This window comes from Rhodococcus sp. Leaf233, from assembly GCF_001426165.1.
GTDB lineage: Bacteria > Actinomycetota > Actinomycetes > Mycobacteriales > Mycobacteriaceae > Rhodococcoides > Rhodococcoides fascians.
This window is the reverse complement of sequence record NZ_LMRO01000001.1, coordinates 1033561-1051918: the sequence shown is the minus strand read 5'-3', so window position 1 is coordinate 1051918 and position 18358 is coordinate 1033561. Positions and strand designations below refer to the sequence as shown.

The 18358-nt window shown below is 65.3% G+C and carries 14 protein-coding genes; 10 read left to right on the top strand and 4 right to left on the bottom strand.

All coding sequences use genetic code 11. The features are described from left to right. Positions 1 to 36 precede the first annotated feature (36 nt). Complete coding sequence (locus ASH04_RS05165; protein ID WP_057472862.1) at positions 37 to 1050, top strand: glutathione S-transferase family protein; 1014 nt, start codon at positions 37 to 39, stop codon at positions 1048 to 1050. Between the two features lie 9 nt (positions 1051 to 1059). On the opposite strand, the gene ASH04_RS05160 is transcribed toward ASH04_RS05165, so the two are convergent. Together ASH04_RS05160 and ASH04_RS27410 are read right to left on the bottom strand one after the other, a co-directional pair. Beyond that, positions 1060 to 1440 (bottom strand): VOC family protein, encoded by a 381-nt coding sequence (locus ASH04_RS05160; protein WP_057472950.1) that lies wholly within the window; start codon positions 1438 to 1440, stop codon positions 1060 to 1062. Next, positions 1437 to 1568 carry a hypothetical protein gene (locus ASH04_RS27410; RefSeq protein WP_268793665.1) on the bottom strand — a complete coding sequence of 44 codons (132 nt, stop codon included), beginning with the start codon at positions 1566 to 1568 and terminating at the stop codon, positions 1437 to 1439. Before ASH04_RS27410 ends, ASH04_RS05160 begins: the two co-directional genes overlap by 4 nt. 97 nt (positions 1569 to 1665) lie before the next feature. Here ASH04_RS27410 and ASH04_RS05155 point away from each other — a divergent pair, with 97 nt between their 5' ends. The 6 genes from ASH04_RS05155 (at position 1666) to ASH04_RS05130 (ending at position 13113) form a co-directional block, all read left to right on the top strand. After that, complete coding sequence (locus ASH04_RS05155) at positions 1666 to 2385, top strand: hypothetical protein (RefSeq protein WP_057472861.1); 720 nt, start codon at positions 1666 to 1668, stop codon at positions 2383 to 2385. A gap of 43 nt (positions 2386 to 2428) precedes the next feature. Beyond that, positions 2429 to 3268, top strand: coding sequence for an LLM class F420-dependent oxidoreductase (locus tag ASH04_RS05150; protein ID WP_032365400.1), 840 nt, complete (start codon positions 2429 to 2431; stop codon positions 3266 to 3268). A 107-nt stretch (positions 3269 to 3375) separates the two neighbouring features. Next, entirely contained in the window at positions 3376 to 4434 is a 1059-nt protein-coding gene (locus ASH04_RS05145; protein ID WP_032365399.1) for an ATP-binding cassette domain-containing protein, read from the top strand. Between the two features lie 8 nt (positions 4435 to 4442). Continuing rightward, positions 4443 to 5201, top strand: a complete 759-nt coding sequence (locus ASH04_RS05140; RefSeq protein WP_235579927.1) for a hypothetical protein — start codon at positions 4443 to 4445, stop codon at positions 5199 to 5201. Between the two features lie 251 nt (positions 5202 to 5452). Then, on the top strand, positions 5453 to 9190 hold the full coding sequence (locus tag ASH04_RS05135; RefSeq protein ID WP_057472949.1) for an ABC transporter ATP-binding protein: 3738 nt from the start codon (positions 5453 to 5455) through the stop codon (positions 9188 to 9190). A 110-nt stretch (positions 9191 to 9300) separates the two neighbouring features. Then, positions 9301 to 13113 (top strand): multifunctional oxoglutarate decarboxylase/oxoglutarate dehydrogenase thiamine pyrophosphate-binding subunit/dihydrolipoyllysine-residue succinyltransferase subunit, encoded by a 3813-nt coding sequence (locus ASH04_RS05130; RefSeq protein WP_080729385.1) that lies wholly within the window; start codon positions 9301 to 9303, stop codon positions 13111 to 13113. 263 nt (positions 13114 to 13376) lie between these two features. Here the strand turns inward: ASH04_RS05130 and ASH04_RS05125 are convergent, their stop codons facing one another. Continuing rightward, positions 13377 to 14024: a TetR/AcrR family transcriptional regulator gene (locus ASH04_RS05125; protein WP_032371667.1), complete on the bottom strand. Its 648-nt coding sequence runs from the start codon at positions 14022 to 14024 to the stop codon at positions 13377 to 13379. 69 nt (positions 14025 to 14093) lie between these two features. Here ASH04_RS05125 and ASH04_RS05120 point away from each other — a divergent pair, with 69 nt between their 5' ends. From ASH04_RS05120 to ASH04_RS05110, 3 genes are read left to right on the top strand one after another with little or no spacing between them, the layout of a single operon-like run. Beyond that, complete coding sequence (locus ASH04_RS05120) at positions 14094 to 15662, top strand: flavin-containing monooxygenase (protein ID WP_027498020.1); 1569 nt, start codon at positions 14094 to 14096, stop codon at positions 15660 to 15662. Further along, entirely contained in the window at positions 15659 to 16492 is an 834-nt protein-coding gene (locus tag ASH04_RS05115; RefSeq protein ID WP_057472859.1) for an SDR family NAD(P)-dependent oxidoreductase, read from the top strand. The genes ASH04_RS05120 and ASH04_RS05115 overlap by 4 nt, the downstream gene beginning before the upstream one ends. A 12-nt stretch (positions 16493 to 16504) precedes the next feature. Then, positions 16505 to 17461 carry an alpha/beta hydrolase gene (locus ASH04_RS05110; protein WP_027498022.1) on the top strand — a complete coding sequence of 319 codons (957 nt, stop codon included), beginning with the start codon at positions 16505 to 16507 and terminating at the stop codon, positions 17459 to 17461. Here ASH04_RS05110 and ASH04_RS05105 read toward each other — a convergent pair. After that, positions 17417 to 18310 carry a glycine betaine ABC transporter substrate-binding protein gene (locus ASH04_RS05105; RefSeq protein WP_027498023.1) on the bottom strand — a complete coding sequence of 298 codons (894 nt, stop codon included), beginning with the start codon at positions 18308 to 18310 and terminating at the stop codon, positions 17417 to 17419. The two genes, ASH04_RS05110 and ASH04_RS05105, sit on opposite strands and share 45 nt — an antisense overlap. Positions 18311 to 18358 lie beyond the last annotated feature (48 nt).

Below are 18358 nucleotides of genomic sequence, written 5' to 3'. Positions count from 1 at the left end.
GCGTTCGTGAAACCGACCGATGTGAGGAGTTCGATCATGGCCGAGGACGCCACCTACGTGAAGCCGGGCGAGGAATTCAAGCGCGATACCAACTACATCCCGACGCGCATCACCGCCGACGGCCGGGACGGATACCCGGTGGAGCCCGGGCGTTACCGGTTGATCGCGGCGCGGGCCTGCCCGTGGGCCCATCGATCCATCATCGTGCGTCGACTCCTCGGACTCGAAGATGTTCTGTCCCTTGGCATTCCGGGTCCGACCCACGACCCGCGCAGCTGGAACTTCCAGGAGGAGCCGGGCGGCGTCGACTCGGTTCTACAGATCCCTCGGCTGCAGGACGCCTACTTCGCACGGTTCCCGGACTACGAACGAGGCATCACCGTGCCGGCGATCGTCGACGTTCCCACCGGCCAGGTCGTCACCAACGACTACCCACAGATCACCCTCGACCTCAGCACCGAGTGGACGCAGTACCACCGCGAGGGCGCGCCCGATCTGTACCCGGAGGCGCTCCGCGGCGAGATCGACGAGGTGGCCGATCTGGTGTTCAAGGATGTGAACAACGGCGTCTACCGCTGCGGATTCGCCGGCTCGCAAGAGGCATACGAGAAGGCGTACGACCGCCTGTTCGCTCGCCTCGACTGGCTCGTCGAACGGCTGTCCACCCGGCGGTATCTCGTCGGCGAGCACATCACCGAGGCCGACGTGCGACTGTTCACCACCCTCGTTCGTTTCGATCCCGTCTATCACGGCCACTTCAAGTGCAACCGCAGCAAGCTCACCGAGATGCCGGTGCTGTGGAACTACGCACGCGACCTGTTCCAGACCCCCGGATTCGGTGACACCGTCGACTTCGATCACATCAAGCGGCACTACTACGAGGTGCACATCGACATCAATCCGTCGGGCATCGTGCCGAAGGGGCCCGATCTGGCCGGCTGGCTCGAACCGCACGGACGTGAATCACTCGGCGGATCGCCCTTCGGCGACGGCACCGCGCCGCAGCCGCCGAAGCCGAACGAACTGGTCCCGCACGAGCACTGGGTGTAACAGTGACGGCTATGCCCCGGCGTAGGTACCGAAGCTCCAGTAGACCCCCTCGGCGTCGCGGCAGGTGAAGCCGCGGCTGCCGTAGTCCTCCTCGCGCAGGCCCTGCGTGACGGTGCCGCCCGCCGCGACGACGCGATCGTGGATGCCGTCGGGGTCGTCGGTGACGATGTAGATCGACCCGACACCCGGCGGCAATTCGCCGATGGCACTCCCATCGCGAACACTGCCCAGCATCACCCCGCCGCCGTCGGGCCAGCGCAGTTCCGCATGATCGACGCGGTCGCCTTCGCCGTGAACCGCGCGCTCCTCGAATCCCAACACGTCGACGATGAATCGAATCGCGTCGCGTGCGTTCTCGTACTTCAGAGTGGGCCAAACGTGTGTCGTCATGACGCCATACCTTCCTCGTCGGCCGCGCGGATCGTCACCGGCAACGCCGCTCGACAGAGTCTCGAACACGCCTGCACCCCGACGCGGCGCGCGCCACCGGACACCACCTCGCTCGCAGGAATCTGCACGCCACCAGTCTAAATTGCCCCGAACGTGTGCAACGAGGAATTCGCGGGTAACTCCCCCGACCAGCGTCACCGACGCTCGCAACCGAAAGAGGTATCGATGGCAGGCAAGAAGGACGACGCTCAGGTCGAGATCTCGAGCGGAGGCAAGCTCGAACGGGCCCTGGTCAACATCCTGGACAACGCCAGCCGCCTACAGGGACCCGCCGTCGACAAATACGTCGCGCACGTGCGTCGAGCACACCCGTACGACACCCCGGCCCAGATCATCGAACGGCTCGAGAAGCGATTCCTGCTGGCGGTCACCGGCAGCGGATCGGCAGTGGGAGGCGCAGCGGCGGTCCCCGGAATCGGTACGGTCGCATCGCTCGCCGCGGTCGGCGCCGAGACCGCCTTCTTCATCGAGTCGTCGGCTCTGCTGACGCTGTCGGTCGCATCCGTGCACGGCATTCCCGTCGAGAATCACCAGCAGCGACGCGCTCTGGTGCTGTCGGTGGCACTGGGCGAATCGGGCATGCAGATCGTTCAACGAACCGTGGGCAAGACAGCCAAGAACTGGGGCCCGCTCATCACCTCACGCATTCCGGGCGGCTCGATGTCCAGCATGAACAAATCGCTGGTGAAGAAGTTCGTCACCAAATACCTGGCCAAACGCAGCGCACTGCTGGTCGGCAAGATGCTCCCCGCAGGAATCGGCGCGGCGATCGGCGGCGCGGGCAACCGAGTGGTCGGCAAAGGCGTCATCAAGAACGCCCGTGATGCCTTCGGTCCGCCGCCCGCACGGTTCCCGGAAAATCGCATCATCGACCCGGACGAGTGAGAATGCCCGGAATCTTCGAGAGGCTGCTGCGTTGACTTCGAATATGACTTCCACACCTGAACTCGGCAAGTACGGCGTCTGGCGACTCCACTCGGCGTTCACGCCGGAGTTGTCCCGCGCCATCGAGTCCTTCGGCTACGGGACCATCTGGCTCGGAGGATCCCCGCCCGCGGACCTGACGACCACCGAGGAGATCCTCGACGCCACGGACACCATCGTCGTCGCCACCGGCATCGTCAACATCTGGTCCGATGCAGCCGCCGATGTCGCCGCGTCGTATCACCGCATCGAGAGCAAGCACCCCGGACGGTTCGTCCTGGGCATCGGTGCCGGTCACCCCGAGGCCACCCAGGAATACCGGAAGCCGTACGACGCGTTGGTGAGCTACCTCGACGACCTCGACGAGGCCGGAGTCCCGATGGAGCGTCGGGTCCTCGCCGCGCTCGGCCCCAAGGTGCTCGCGCTGGCCGCGAGCCGTACCGCAGGCGCGCACCCCTATCTGACCACTCCCGAACACACCCGTGAAGCCCGAGAAGCAGTGGGGCCGAACAAGATTCTCGCTCCCGAGCACAAGGTGGTGCTCGAGACCGATCCGGAGAAGGCACGCGCGATCGGTCGGCCACCGGTGAACAACCCCTACCTGCATCTGCGCAACTACACCAACAATCTGAACCGGCTCGGCTACTCGGACGAGGAAATCGGCGACGGCGGCAGTGACCGACTGATCGATGCCCTCGTCGCACACGGCGATGCCGACGCCATCGCTGCTCGACTCGACGAACACCTCACCGCCGGCGCGTCGCACGTGACGCTGCACGCGCTGCCCGACGACGCCGACCCGCTCGAGACGTACCGGGAGATCGCTGCGGCGTTGCATCGCTGAAACCGGGGTCATCCCGCCCGTCGGTCCCACCCCGTAACCTCGTGTACCGGTTGCCGCCAAGCAACCGGCACACGAGGTGCACCGACGGCCAGGGGGACACCGCACAGATGACCAGCTACTCGGCTCCGGCGCTGGAAGCGCAGGCTCTGACGAAACAATTCGGTACCGTTCGCGCGGTCTCGGACCTGAGCTTCGTCGTTCCACGCGGAACCGTCACCGGCTTTCTCGGGCCGAACGGCTCCGGCAAGTCCACGACACTGCGGATGCTGCTCGGCCTCGTCGCCCCGACTTCGGGCGTCGGCCTCGTCAACGGCGTTCCGTTTCGTACGGCGACCCACCCGGCCCGTACCGTCGGGGCCGTTCTCGACTCGCTGAGTTTGCACCCCAAACGCAGCGCCGAGCACCACCTGAAGATCTACACCGCGGCGATCGGGGTACCCGACAGCCGCGCCCTCGACGTCCTGAACCTCGTAGGTCTGGGCGACGCCGCGCACCGCGCAGCAGGCGGGTTCTCTCTCGGCATGCGTCAGCGACTGACGTTGGCAACAGCTCTACTCGGCGATCCCGAGATCCTCGTACTCGACGAACCCGCGAACGGCCTCGATCCCGAGGGGATCGCCTGGCTTCGAGACTTCCTCAAAGCGTTCGCGGCATCGGGGAGAACCGTCCTGGTATCGAGCCACATCCTGCGCGAGATCGAGCAGACCGTCGACACTCTCGTCATCGTCAGCGCCGGCACCCTGATGTACCAGGGATCCATCGCTCAGCTGCGATCCACCCGCCCGAGCCGCGTGCTCGTCGCCGCGTCCGACCCGGCGAAACTGGCTCTGGCATTGGCGTCCACCGGACTCACCGACACCCAACTGCTGCCCGACGGCCGCATCGGCGTCGCGGGTGCCGACGCTGCAACTGTCACGCGCATCGCGACCGACGCTGGGGTCACGGTCTTCGGCACCACCAGCGAACACGTCGACCTCGAGCAGGTGTTTCTCTCCATGACCACCGGTCAGTACACCGCAGCACCCGTCCAACCCACTGCATACGGACCGCCTCCGGGATACAGGCCGCCGCCTGGTTACGGGCCGCCGCCTGGATACAACCAGGGGTACTCACCGCCGCGACAGAACTACGGACCACCGCAGAACTGGACCGGGGGTTCGCGATGAACGCGCTGTTGACATCAGAGATCCGCAAGGTCACCACACTGAAGTTCTGGTGGGCGCTGGCGATCGCACCGATCGTTGTCGGCGTGTTCGCGTCCGTCATCACCTCGGTGATCGCGAACCAGCTGGGCGAGTTCGAGGAAGATCTTCAGATCGCCGGCGGAGTCGCCTCCATCGGCCTGTACGTCGCCGCCGGTGCCGCCATCCTGTTCGCCGGCATCTTCGGCGCAGTCAACGCCGGAACCGAGTTTCGACACAAGACCATCACCACCAGCTTCCTGACGGCCCGCGGCAGGGACGGCGTCGTTGCCGCCAAACTCATCGTCACCGCCCTGTTCGGCCTGGGGTACGGCCTCGTCGTGCTCCTGGCGAGCCTGGTGTGTCTGCTGATCTTCAGCCAACGAAAAATCGTCCTCGACGGCGCTTTCATCGGCGTCGTCGCGTCGTGCTTGCTCGCCGTGGTGCTGTGGTCGCTCATCGGAGCCGGGCTGGGGTTGCTGCTCAAATCCCCGACCTGGGCCGCCATCGTGCTCGTCGCCTGGCTGCCGTTCGGTGAAGGACTGCTGTCCCTGATTCTGTTCGGAGTCGGTTTCGGACCGGTGGCAACCGCGCTGCCGTCGAACCTGACATTGCCGACGATGGCCGCGACACAATTGGACGATGCGGGCGACCTCGCGTCGTGGCCGTGGGCTCCGCTCGGACTTGCCCTGTGGGCCGTGATCCTCACCGGTGGCGGTTGGTTCCTCGCCCGTACCCGGGACATCGACTGACCACCGCATCGGTGAGGATGTTCGCCCGATCCTGCTGTCGGTAGCCGGGTCTACCGTGTGAATCGATGGCACACAGCGAATACGTGAAGGATCGAGCAGGGTCGGGCAGCAATACGGGCAGTACCCGTCTGCTGGAAACCGACCCCGGCTCGTCCGGCGTACCCACCGACTCCCGGCCGACCACCGCGTCGTCGATCACCGCGTCGTCGATCACACGGCGTGGCTGGATCAGACGTCTGCTCGCGCAGTGCATGTTGCACCGGCGGACGGCACTCGGCGCACTGGGCGTGACGATGATCGCCGCCCTCATCGACATCTCGTTTCCGCTGCTGACGCGCCTCGCGATCGACGACGCCAGCGCAGGCAAGAACGACGTGATCGCCGGAGTCGCGATAGCCATCGCACTGCTGGGTGCTCTGCGATTCGCCTGCCAGTTCGGTCGGCGCATGCTCGCCGGTCGCCTGTCGATCGATGTTCAACACGACCTGCGGATGGACCTGCTGGCGTCGCTGCAGCGGCTCGACGGTCGTAAGCAGGACGAAATCCGAACCGGCCAGGTCGTGTCGAGATCGATCACCGACCTGCAGTTGGTGCAGGGTCTGCTCGCCATGGTGCCGCTGTCGGCCGGGGCAATTCTGCAGTTCGTCCTGGCCCTGGTCGTGATGGCCTACCTCTCACCGCTGCTCACCCTTGTCGCGGTCGTCATCGTTCCCGCGGTCAGCGTCGTCGTCTACCGAATGCGACCCACCCTCTTCGCTGCCACCTGGTCCGCACAACAGCGCGCCGCCGATCTGGCCCAGCACGTGGAGGAGACCGTCACCGGAGTCCGGGTGGTCAAGGGCTTCGGGCAGGAAGCGCGTGCGGTGGATCGCATCGAAGCTCTCGGGCGCAGGCTGTTCGCCGAACGCATGCGCTCGGCCCGCATCAATTCACGGTTCGCACCGACCATGTCAACCATTCCTCAGCTCGGACTGGTCGGCGTCATCGCTCTCGGCGGCTGGTTGGCACTGCACGGCCACATCACCATCGGCACCTTTCTCGCCTTCGCCACCTACGTGGCCACGCTGTCCGCCGTCACCCGAACCGTGTCGTCGGTGGTGATCATGGCGCAGCTCTCCCGCGCGGCCGTCGAGCGCGTCTACGAAGTGGTCGACACCGAGCCGACCGCACCGGAACCGGCGCACCCCATCGCACTGCCCGACGGCCCCCTCGGCGTCCACCTCACCGGCGTCACGTTCGGATTCGAGGCAGAGCGCAACGTTCTCAGCGACCTCGACCTGAGCATCGCCCCCGGGGAGACGGTGGCCGTCGTGGGACACGCGGGCTCGGGAAAGACCGCGCTCTCCCTGCTGCTCCCCCGCTTCTATCGCCCTACTCGCGGCCGGATCGCGGTGACCTCCGGGGACACGTCCATCGACATCGACGACCTGGATTCCGCGTCACTGCGCGAAGCGGTGTCGTTGGTCTTCGACGAGCCGTTTCTGTTCTCCGACACCATCGCCGCCAACATCGCGCTCGGCAGGCCCGAGGCAAGCGCGGAGGAGATCGAACACGCGGCTCGGCTGGCTCAGGCCTCGACCTTCATCGACGCTCTGCCCGAGGGCTACGACAGTCTCGTCGGCGAACGCGGCCTCACCCTTTCGGGCGGGCAACGCCAACGCATCGCCCTGGCTCGCGCCCTGTTGGTCGAGCCGCGGATTCTCGTCCTCGACGACGCCACCTCCGCCGTCGACGCCGAGACCGAGGCCGCCATCTTCGACGCACTGCGCGGCGTGCGTACCCGGGCGACCCTCGTCCTCGCACACCGCCGATCGACACTGACGTTGGCCGACCGAGTAGCCGTCCTCGACGGTGGACGCATCATCGACACCGGCACAGTCGACGAACTCGACGAGCGCTGCCCACTGTTCCGCGCTCTCCTCGCCGGCGGAGACGAGAACGAACACAGCGACGCCGCACCAGAAGCGCGCACGGAACCGTCGGCGGCGATGCTCTGGCCGGACGATGCTCTGGAAGCCGCATCGAACCCCGGTGCCGCGATGCCGCCCGCAGGTGCCGGAGGCGGAGGCACACACGGCGCAGCGATGGCCGGCGCATTCGGCTCGTTGGCACCGACGCAGGCCATCTCCGACGCGGTGGCAGCCCTACCGCCGGCAACGGAGGAACCAGGCGGATCGGGACAACAGTTGCGTCGACCCGACCCGGAATTCCGGCTCTCACGACTGCTGAGTCCTGTCCGGCTGCTGCTGGCAGGTGTCGTGGTGCTGCTGGCGCTGGACTCGATCGCCTCGATCGCCTTTCCCTCACTCGTCCGGTACGCAGTGGACAGCGGCGTGGCCCGCGGTGACTCCGACACCCTGTGGATCGCAACATCGATAGGCGTCGCCCTGGCTGCTGCCAGCTGGTTCGTGGTCTGCGCGACGACCGTGCTCACCGCACGAGCCGGCGAGCGGGTGCTGTTCGGATTGCGAGTACGCAGCTACGCGCACATTCAGAGACTCGGGCTGGACTACTACGAGCGCGAGCTGTCCGGGCGCATCATGACGCGAATGACCACCGACGTCGATGCGCTGTCGTCGTTCATCCAGACCGGCGCGTCCACGGCCGTGGTCAGCGTGCTGACCGTCGTCGGCATCGCGATCGCACTGCTCGTCACGGATACGACACTCGGGCTGGTGGCCCTGGCGGTCGTGCCGCCACTCGCCGTTGCAACCGTCGTCTTCCGACGCATCTCCTCGGCTGCGTACTCGACCTCGCGCGAACGCATCTCCATCGTCAACGCCGATTTCCAGGAGAACGTCACCGGACTGCGCGCAGCGCAGGCATACCGACGTGAGGAGTACGCAGCCTCTCGCTTCGCCGAACGCAGCAACCGCTACCGAGCGAGCCGGATGCGATCGCAGACCGCGATCTCGGTGTTCTTCCCGTTCATCACGCTGCTCTCGGATGTCGCGCTGGCCGTCGTCGTCTTCGTCGGTGCGCATCAGATCGCCACGGGCACCGCCACCGCGGGCACCCTGGTGGCGTTCGTGTTGTACCTCGGACTCCTCTTCGGCCCGATCCAGCAACTCTCGCAAGTGTTCGACGGCTACCAGCAGGCCCGCGTCGGCGTCGGCCGAATCGGAGACCTCCTACGCACGACGAGTTCGATCGAAACAGCGACAGCGACCGGGTCCGGTGCAGTCGTCGGCAATCGCCTGCACGCCGACATCGACCTCGTCGACGTCAGCTTTCGGTATGCCGGAGCTCACTCCGACGCGCTCAGTGAGGTATCTCTCAGCATCCCGGCCGGCACCACCGTCGCATTGGTCGGCCGCACCGGAGCAGGCAAATCCACCGTCGTGAAGCTGCTCGCTCGGTTCTACGACCCGACCTCGGGATCGGTACGCGTAGGTGGCCACGACCTCCGCGACTACCGGTTGTCCGACTACCGCCACCGGCTGGGCGTCGTACCGCAGGAAGCCCACCTGTTCACCGGAACCATCGCGTCGAACATCGCGTACGGCAGGCCCGACGCCAGCCGGGCCGACATCGAGAACGCGGCACGCTCGGTCGGGGCCCTCGACACCATCGCTGCACTTCGCGGCGGTATGCAGCAACCTGTCGGCGAACGCGGCCAAGGGTTGTCGGCCGGCCAGCGACAGCTGATCGCACTGGCCCGCGCCGAACTGGTGGATCCCGATCTACTCCTGCTCGACGAAGCGACCGCAACCCTAGATCCGGCCACCGAACGCAAGGTCCTCGAAGCCAGCAACGCCGTTGCGCGGACCCGCACCGCAGTGGTCGTCGCGCACCGATTGGCCACCGCCGCACGAGCGGATTTGATCGTGGTCGTCGACGGTGGTCGTATCGTGGAAGTCGGACGACATTCCGAACTTCGCAAACGGGACGGCTTCTACGCCACATTGTGGGCTGCAGCCGAAACGAACCGGGGGAATAATTCGATAGTCAACGGGGTCATCGACAACGAGGCCGATGGTTACCGGTGAGTACATATCACAGCTACGTCCCGGACGCACGCGATCTCGACCGGAGGTCTAGCCTGGAGTCGTACGCGCGCTGATCGGGAACGAAGACAGAAACGAGGCGAACTACTGCCGTGAGCAGCAGCTCTACTACCCAATTCGGACAAAATCAATGGCTGGTCGACGAGATGTACCAGCGGTTCAAGCAGGACCCGTCCTCCGTCGACGCGAGCTGGCACGAGTTCCTCACCGATTACGACCCCGAAGCCGTGATCGACGAGAACCCCATCTCCAACGGTAAGTCCGGTTCCAACGGCTCGGCCTCGAACGGCAGCTCGGCCAAGTCCGCTCCTCCCGCAGCACCCGCGCCTCCTGCGAAGCCCGCCGCCTCGGCCGCGAAGACCGAAGCCCCGAAGACCGAAGCTCCCAAGAAGACCGAAGCCCCCGCGAAGGCCGCAGCTCCCAAGGCTGCTGAATCCAAGCCTGCTCCGGCGAAGTCGGCCCCGGCCAAGCCGGCCGAGAAGAAGGCAGCCCCGGCCAAGCCCGCCGCTGCCGAATTCGGTGAAGAGTCGAGCAAGATTCTGCGCGGCGCAGCTGCGGCGGTTGCCAAGAACATGTCCGCCTCGCTGCAGATTCCGACAGCTACCAGCGTGCGAGCCATCCCGGCCAAGCTCATGGTCGACAATCGCCTCGTCATCAACAACCACCTCGCGCGTACCCGCGGCGGCAAGATCTCGTTCACGCACCTGCTCGGCTACGCCATCGTGCAGGCCGTCAAGGCGTTCCCGAACATGAACCGCCACTTCGCCGAGGTCGACGGCAAGCCCAACGCCGTCACTCCGGCGTCGATCAACCTCGGTCTGGCGATCGACCTTCCCGGCAAGGACGGCAACCGTTCCCTCGTCGTCGCGGCCATCAAGAACACGCAGGACTTCACGTTCACGCAGTTCTACAACGCGTACGAGGACATCGTCCGGCGTGCCCGCGACGGCAAGCTCACCGGCGAGGACTTCCAGGGCGTCACGATCTCGCTGACCAACCCCGGCGGAATCGGCACCGTCCACTCCGTCCCGCGCCTGATGAACGGCCAGGGTGCCATCATCGGTGCCGGTGCCATGGAGTACCCGGCGGAGTTCCAGGGTGCCAGCGACGAGCGTCTCGCCGAGTTCGGCGTCGGCAAGCTCATGACGCTGACCTCGACGTACGACCACCGCATCATTCAGGGTGCGGAGTCGGGCGACTTCCTCAAGACGATCCACAATCTGCTGATCAGCGACGAGTTCTACGACGAGCTGTTCCATTCGCTCAAGATCCCGTACGAGCCGATCCGCTGGCGCAAGGATCTGCCCGAGGGCACCGTCGACAAGAACACCCGCGTGCTCGAGCTCATCGCGGCGTACCGCAACCGCGGTCACCTGATGGCCGACACCGACCCGTTGCAGTTCACCAAGGACAAGTTCCGGATGCATCCGGACCTCGACGTGATCAGCCACGACCTGACGCTGTGGGATCTCGACCGCGAGTTCAAGGTCGGCGGATTCCACGGCAAGGACAAGATGAAGCTGCGCGACGTGCTCAGCGTCCTGCGCGACTCGTACTGCCGCCACGTCGGCGTCGAGTACACCCACATCCTCGAGACCGAGCAGGTCTCGTGGCTGCAGGAACGCGTCGAAGCCAAGCACGTCAAACCGACTGTGGCGCAACAGAAGTACATCCTCAGCAAGCTCAACGCAGCCGAGGCCTTCGAGACGTTCCTGCAGACCAAGTACGTCGGACAGAAGCGCTTCTCGCTCGAAGGTGCCGAGTCGGTCATCCCGATGATGGACTCCGTCATCGACCAGAGCGCCGAGTACGCCCTCGACGAGGTCGTCATCGGCATGCCGCACCGCGGTCGCCTGAACGTGCTGGCCAACATCGTCGGCAAGCCCTACTCGAAGATCTTCACCGAGTTCGAGGGCAACATGAACCCGGCTGCCGCACACGGCTCCGGTGACGTGAAGTACCACCTCGGCGCCGAGGGCACGTACATCCAGATGTTCGGCGACAACGACATCAAGGTCTCGCTCACGGCGAACCCGTCGCACCTCGAAGCCGTCGACCCCGTTCTCGAAGGCCTCGTCCGGGCCAAGCAGGACCTCCTGGACAAGGGCACCGGCCAGGGCGGTTACTCCGTGCTGCCGCTGATGCTGCACGGCGATGCGGCCTTCGCAGGCCAGGGCGTCGTCGCGGAAACGCTGAACCTGTCCGATCTGCGTGGCTACCGCACCGGCGGAACCGTGCACATCGTCGTCAACAACCAGGTCGGCTTCACCACCTCGCCTGAGTTCTCGCGCTCGTCCGAGTACTGCACCGACGTGGCCAAGATGATCGCCGCGCCGATCTTCCACGTCAACGGCGACGACCCCGAGGCATGTGCCTGGGTGGCTCAGCTGGCAGTGGACTTCCGTCAGAAGTTCCACAAGGACGTCGTCATCGACATGATCTGCTACCGCCGTCGCGGACACAACGAGGGCGACGACCCCTCGATGACCCAGCCGGCGATGTACGACGTGATCGACACCAAGCGCAGCGTCCGCAAGAGCTACACCGAATCGCTCATCGGCCGTGGCGACATCTCGCTCAAGGAAGCCGAGGACGCGCTCCGCGACTACCAGGGTCAGCTCGAACGCGTCTTCAACGAGGTACGCGAACTCGAGAAGTACACCCCGGAGCCCAGCGAATCGGTCGAACTCGACCAGCAGTTGCCGACCAAGCTCACCACCGCCGTCGACAAGGCCGTCCTGCACCGCATCGGTGATGCGCACCTCGACATCCCCGAGGGATTCAACGTGCACCCCCGCGTCAAGCCGGTGCTCGAGAAGCGTCGGGAAATGGCGTACGAGGGCAAGGTCGACTGGGCCTTCGGCGAACTGCTCGCACTCGGCTCGCTCGTGGACGAGGGACGCAACATTCGTTTCTCGGGCCAGGACACCCGCCGCGGCACGTTCACGCAGCGGCACTCGGTGATCATCGACCGCAAGACCGGTTCCGAGTACACGCCGCTGCAGAACATCGGCAGCGACAACCCCGGCAAGTTCATGGTCTACGACTCCGCACTGAGCGAGTTCGCGGCCGTCGGCTTCGAGTACGGCTACTCCGTGGGCAACCCGGACGCGCTGGTGATGTGGGAAGCGCAGTTCGGCGACTTCGTCAACGGTGCCCAGTCCATCATCGACGAGTTCATCTCGTCCGGTGAAGCCAAGTGGGGACAACTCTCCGACGTCGTGCTGCTGCTCCCGCACGGCCACGAGGGTCAGGGCCCGGACCACACGTCCGGACGCATCGAACGCTTCCTGACGCTGTGCGCCGAAGGATCGATGACCGTCGCACTCCCCTCGACCCCCGCGAACTACTTCCACCTGCTGCGTAGGCATGCGCGTGACGGAATCCGTCGCCCGCTGATCGTCTTCACCCCGAAGTCGATGCTGCGCAACAAGGCAGCAGTGAGCAACATCGAGGACTTCACCGACGGCAAGTTCCACTCGGTGTTCGACGAGCCCACCTACGACACCGGCACCGGCGACCGCAGCAAGGTCAAGCGCGTGCTGATGGTCAGCGGCAAGCTCTACTACGAGCTCCTCGCTCGCAAGCAGAAGGACAACCGCGACGACGTCGCCATCGTCCGCATCGAGCAGCTCTACCCCGTGCCGACGCGTCGAATCCGGGAAGCACTCGAGAGCTACCCGAACGCAACGGAATTCCGCTGGGTTCAGGAAGAGCCTGCGAACCAGGGTGCCTGGCCGTTCTTCGGTCTCGCATTGCCCGAACTCATGCCCGAAAAGCTGGTCGGCATCAAGCGCATCTCCCGTCGCGCCATGTCCGCACCGTCCTCGGGCTCGAGCAAGGTGCACGCCGTCGAGCAACTCGAAATCATCGACGAGGCCTTCAACAAGGTCGGCGAAGACTAGATCTCCGACAGCGACAAGCGGCCCACTCCTTCGGGAGTGGGCCGCTTTCGCCGTTTCTGGGCGCACCCGGGTTGGGATCAATGTGGGATTCAGTCGGTCAGACTGCAACAAAGCCGCATTCATTCGGCTGTGGCCTCGGCCGCACTTCGGATGAATGCGGGATTCAGTCGGTCAGACTGCAACAAAGGGACATTGATCCCAACTGGGGAGGACCTGCAACCGGGGAGGACGTCGAACCGGGGGGACGCACACTGGGGCGGGGCTCAGGCGTCGGCGTCGGCTCCCAGGAGCGCGGAGATCATGCCCGGGGCCAGGGCGACAGCAGGCAGGGCGTTGACGTTCAGGTCGATCAACTCGTCGCGGGTGATCTGTGGATTTCTGAGCCAGGTGATGGTGGCTTCTTCGACGAAGGCGATCCACCCGCGGACGGCGAGGTCGATGGTGGGGGTGACATCGACGTCGAGTTGAGCGAGTTGGACGAGAGTGCGATCGGCCATGGTGGTGCGGGTCTGCTCGAACACCTCGCGCATCTGGGGGTCTCCGCTTGCCGTGCCGCGGAGCAGGGAGATGAAGGTGTCGCGTTTCTCGCTGACGTAGTCGACGTAGTTGGCGATGGAGTCGCGCAGAATCTCGAAGGGTTCGAGGTCGGGGTCGGGTGCGGTCCGTTCGATCATCGACCGCGACGCCTCGCGGACTATTTCGAGGTGAAAGTCCTGCTTGGACGCGAAGTAGTGGAACAGTAGACCTCGGGAGACTCCGGCCTGATCGGCGATGTCCTCGACGGAGATCTGTTCGAGTGGCCGATCGGCGAGCATCTCGGTGCCGAGCTCGATCAGCTGCGCTCGTCGTTGCTGCGGACTGAGTCTGGTCCTTTTCGTCGTCGATACTCCAGCGCGGTTCACATCCGCCATGCAATCATCCTATTGAATAGTAGTCAATAACTATTGACTCACACTCAGTAAGCTTCTAGTCTGCTCTACATGAGTCTTCCCGTAACAGATACTTCGGACCGCGCAACGTCGCCGCGTCACGTCGATACGCTGATCATCGGCAGTGGTTTCGCCGGGCTCGGAGCAGCGATCAAGCTGACCAAGGCAGGCAAGAAGAATTTCGTCGTCGTCGAACGCGGCCACGATGTGGGCGGTACCTGGCGCGACAACACCTACCCCGGTGCAGCCTGCGACGTGCCCTCGCATCTGTACTCGTACTCGTTCGCGCTGAACCCGGAGTGGACTCGTTCGTTCTCCACCCAGCCCGAGATCCAGAAGTACATCGCCGGAGTTGCGCGCAAGTACGGCGTCATGGACAAGCACGTCTTCGGCACGGACGTGACGTCGGCGCGATGGAACGCCTCCACCAGCCGCTGGGACGTCGAGACGACCACCGGCAACTACACCGCCAAGATCGTCGTCTCGGCCGTCGGCGCACTGTGTGAGCCGAACCTGCCCGATATCAAGGGAATTCACGATTTCGAGGGCGACGTCTTCCACTCCGCTCAGTGGAACCACGACGTCTCGCTCGCCGGTAAGCGCGTCGCCGTCATCGGGACCGGCGCGTCGGCGATCCAGATCGTTCCCGCCATTGCAGGCCAGGTCGAGCACCTCGACGTCTACCAGCGCACCGCGCCGTGGATCCTCCCTCGCGCCGATCGCCCGTACACCAAGCTCGAGCGCTTCGCCTTCAAGCATGTGCCCGGCTTCCAGCGCCTCGCCCGCGCCGGCATCTACGCGATGCGTGAGACCCAGGTCGTCGGGCTGGCGAAGAACCCCGCGTTCATGAAGCCGCTGCAGTGGGCGTCGGAGAATCATCTGCGCACGCAGATCAAGGACAAGGCGCTGCGCGCGAAGGTGACTCCGAACTTCCGCATCGGCTGCAAGCGCATGTTGATCTCCAACGCGTACTACCCCGCTCTCGCGCAGAGCAACGTCGACCTCGTGACCGACGGCATCGCCGAGATCCGGAAGGGATCGATCGTCACCAAGGACGGCACCGAGCGCCCGATCGACGCACTCGTCGTCGCCACCGGCTTCCACGTCACCGATTCGCCTGCATACCAAGCCATCGTCGGCAAGGACGGCCGGACGCTGGCGCAGACGTTCGACGACGGCGGACAGCAGGGCTACAAGGGCGCCGCGGTGGCGAACTTCCCGAACATGTTCTTCCTCGTCGGCCCAAACACAGGCCTCGGGCACACCTCGATGGTCTTCATGATCGAGTCGCAGATCAACTACCTGGTCGACGCCTTGAACACCATCGACAAGCACGACATCGGGACCATCGAAGTGCGCAAGGACGTGCAGGACGAGTACAACGTGACTCTGCAGGACCAGCTCGCCAAGAGCGTCTGGATGAACGGTGGCTGCGCCAGCTGGTATCTGGACAAGCACGGAAACAACACCACCCTGTGGCCCGGGTTCACGTTCGAGTTCCGTCGTCAGACCAAGCATTTCGATCTCGATGCGTACCGTAGCGTCGCAACCGCAGATCTGACCTCCGCGTCGGCGAGCACGGCCGCCGGCAACAACACAGACAAGGTGTCCGCACGATGAGCACATTCACAGGCAAGGTGGCCGTCGTCACCGGCGCGGGTTCGGGAATCGGCCGGGCCCTGGCCCTCGAGCTGGCCGGACGCGGAGCCAAGCTCGCACTGTCCGACGTCGACACCGCCGGACTCGACGAGACGGTGCGCCGCGTCGAGGCACTCGGAGCCGAGGTGAAGTCCGATTTCCTCGACGTCTCGCAGCGCGAGACCGTGCTGGACTACGCCGAGGCCGTCGTCGCGCATTTCGGCAAGGTCAACCAGATCTACAACAACGCGGGCATCGCATACCACGGTGACGTGGAGAACTCCTCGTTCAAGGACATCGAGCGCATCGTCGACGTCGATTTCTGGGGCGTCGTCAACGGCACCAAGGCATTTCTGCCGCACATCAAGGCCTCCGGCGACGGCCACATCGTCAACATCTCCAGCCTGTTCGGCCTGTTGGCGATGCCGTCCCAGTCCGCGTACAACGCTGCGAAGTTCGCCGTCCGCGGATTCAGCGAGTCGCTGCGCATGGAGATGTTGATCGCGAAGGCTCCGGTGAAGGTGACCGTGGTGCACCCCGGCGGCATCAAGACTGCCATCGCCCGCAACGCCACCGTCGCCGAGAATTTCGACCAGGCCGACGTGGCGAAGTTCTTCGACAGCAAGTTGGCGAAGACCACCCCGATCGACGCGGCCAAGACCATTCTCAAGGGCGTCGAGAAGGGCCGGGGTCGCGTGCTCATCGGTTCCGACGCCATCGCGCTCGATCTGCTGCAACGCATCACCGGCTCGCGGTACCAGGGCCTGATCGCTGCGGTGTCCAATCGGGCCATGCCACGGTCGAAGAAGTAGGCGGGCCGCGTCGTGAAAGCCTTCTACGTTCCACTGCCGATCGTTGCGGCGGCGCTCAAGCCCTTCTATCGCCTCGCGCTGAATCCGCGTCTGTCCTTCCGGGCGCAGCGGGCGGTCCTCGAGGCCGCGGCTCCCGTGCAGACGCTCCCGCACGGGACCGTCGCGCAGAAGCTGACGCTCGCGGGCAGGCGAGCCGAGCGCATCACCGTCGGAGCCACCGAACGCGACACCGCCATCCTGTACCTCCACGGGGGCGCGTTCACGATCGGTTCGATCAACACCCACCGATCGCTCGCCGCCCATCTGGCCCGAGAGTCGGCCAGCGCCGTGTACGTACTCGACTACCGACTGGCCCCGGAGAACCCGTACCCGGCCGCGCTCGACGACGCCGTGGCGGCGTTCCGAGAACTGGTGCGTTCGCACGGCTTCACCCCGGATCGCATCGCCATCGCCGGTGATTCGGCAGGCGGCGGGTTGACCGTCGCGACGGCGAGGCGGCTGGTGGACGACGGCGCGAGGCCGGCAGCACTCGGATTGATCTCACCGTGGGTCGATCCGGGCGCACGCGACGCGGTCAAGCCGCGCGACCTGGTGGTCAACACCGGGTGGTCGAACTCCTCGGCCGACGCGTATCTCGGGGCGGGCGACCCGCTGGATCAAGGCTTCGCGCCGCTCCAGGGCAACCTCGATGAGCTGCCTCCGGTCGTCATGCACGTCGGGACGGACGAGGTGCTCTATCCGCAGATCACCGCGTTCGCGGACAAGCTGCGCCTGTCCGGCGTCGAACTCGAGTACATCGAGTACAAGAGGCTCTGGCACGTGGCGCATCTGCAGGCGTCGATCCTGCGGGAAGCAGCCGAAGCCGTCCAGCACATGGGTTCCTATCTGGGCCGCAAGCTCAGAGCAAAGCAGAAGTCCGACGTGTCAGAGGCTGTGCTCGCCGAGCCAGCGGCCGGCGACATCGCCTGACGCAGCACCCCCGCGGACCTCGCCGATCATGTCGGCGAGGTCCGCTGTCGTCAGCTCCCCCGCCACCACCGAGAACGACTTCACCGCGCTCTCGTCCAGCACACCGGTGCGGTACAGCGGAACGACGTTCTGCGCCGGATACACGTGATCGTCGTCGGGCAGAGTCGTCAGATCCTTGGCCAGCGGACCGAACGACGCAGTCCGAATCGCGAGAGCATCCACCGCACCGGAATTCAGGTCGTCGACGGCGAACTGCGCATCCGGGTACACCATGAACTCGGAGAAACGGGCCCCGGTGAAGCTGGGACTGCCCACACCCTCCATCCTCACGTCCATCGGATCGACCTCCCCCTCGACCGTTCCGACTGTCACGTCGTCCCGACGAAGAAATTCGGTCACCGTCGCGCCCTCGTCCAAGATCGCGTCTGGAGCGAGAGCAAGGGCCAATCGATCCTCGGCGGTTGCGTAGTCTCCCACCGACAGTCCGGCGGGCAGCGATCGGTTCAGCTCGGTGAACACGTCCTCTGTTTCGGTTGCCCCGGCCAGGGTGTCGAAGGTGCGCAACAGGTCCCCGGTCAGGTCGGGGATCATCGATACCTCGCCGCGGTCCAGCGCCGCGAGGTACGCCGTCCGATCCCCCAGGTTCTCGGCGACGGAGACCTCGGCTCCCGTCGACCGGAGTCCTCCTGCGTAGATCTGTGCGAGCAACCGGGAGAGGTCGGAATTCCCGGCTCCGACGACGACGGGCATGTGCCCAGGTTCGGCCCGGTCGGCCGCACTGCACCCACCGACGGAACCTGCAATAGTGACCGCGAGGGCCGCTGCCAGAATCGACGAACGCACTCTCATTTTCTCCTGTTCACTGCCCGTGGGGTTTACCGATCCCGACCGCGGGGC

Bases quoted from the DNA above. Each gene is read 5' to 3' on its own strand.
- ASH04_RS05115 (WP_057472859.1), top strand. From the start codon at position 15,659: ATGAGCACATTCACAGGCAAGGTGGCCGTCGTCACCGGCGCGGGTTCG.
- ASH04_RS05165 (WP_057472862.1), top strand. From the start codon at position 37: ATGGCCGAGGACGCCACCTACGTGAAGCCGGGCGAGGAATTCAAGCGC.
- ASH04_RS05160 (WP_057472950.1), bottom strand. From the start codon at position 1,440: ATGACGACACACGTTTGGCCCACTCTGAAGTACGAGAACGCACGCGAC.
- ASH04_RS05120 (WP_027498020.1), top strand. From the start codon at position 14,094: ATGAGTCTTCCCGTAACAGATACTTCGGACCGCGCAACGTCGCCGCGT.
- ASH04_RS05135 (WP_057472949.1), top strand. From the start codon at position 5,453: ATGTTGCACCGGCGGACGGCACTCGGCGCACTGGGCGTGACGATGATC.
- ASH04_RS05155 (WP_057472861.1), top strand. From the start codon at position 1,666: ATGGCAGGCAAGAAGGACGACGCTCAGGTCGAGATCTCGAGCGGAGGC.
- ASH04_RS05125 (WP_032371667.1), bottom strand. From the start codon at position 14,024: ATGGCGGATGTGAACCGCGCTGGAGTATCGACGACGAAAAGGACCAGA.
- ASH04_RS05145 (WP_032365399.1), top strand. From the start codon at position 3,376: ATGACCAGCTACTCGGCTCCGGCGCTGGAAGCGCAGGCTCTGACGAAA.
- ASH04_RS05150 (WP_032365400.1), top strand. From the start codon at position 2,429: ATGACTTCCACACCTGAACTCGGCAAGTACGGCGTCTGGCGACTCCAC.
- ASH04_RS05105 (WP_027498023.1), bottom strand. From the start codon at position 18,310: ATGAGAGTGCGTTCGTCGATTCTGGCAGCGGCCCTCGCGGTCACTATT.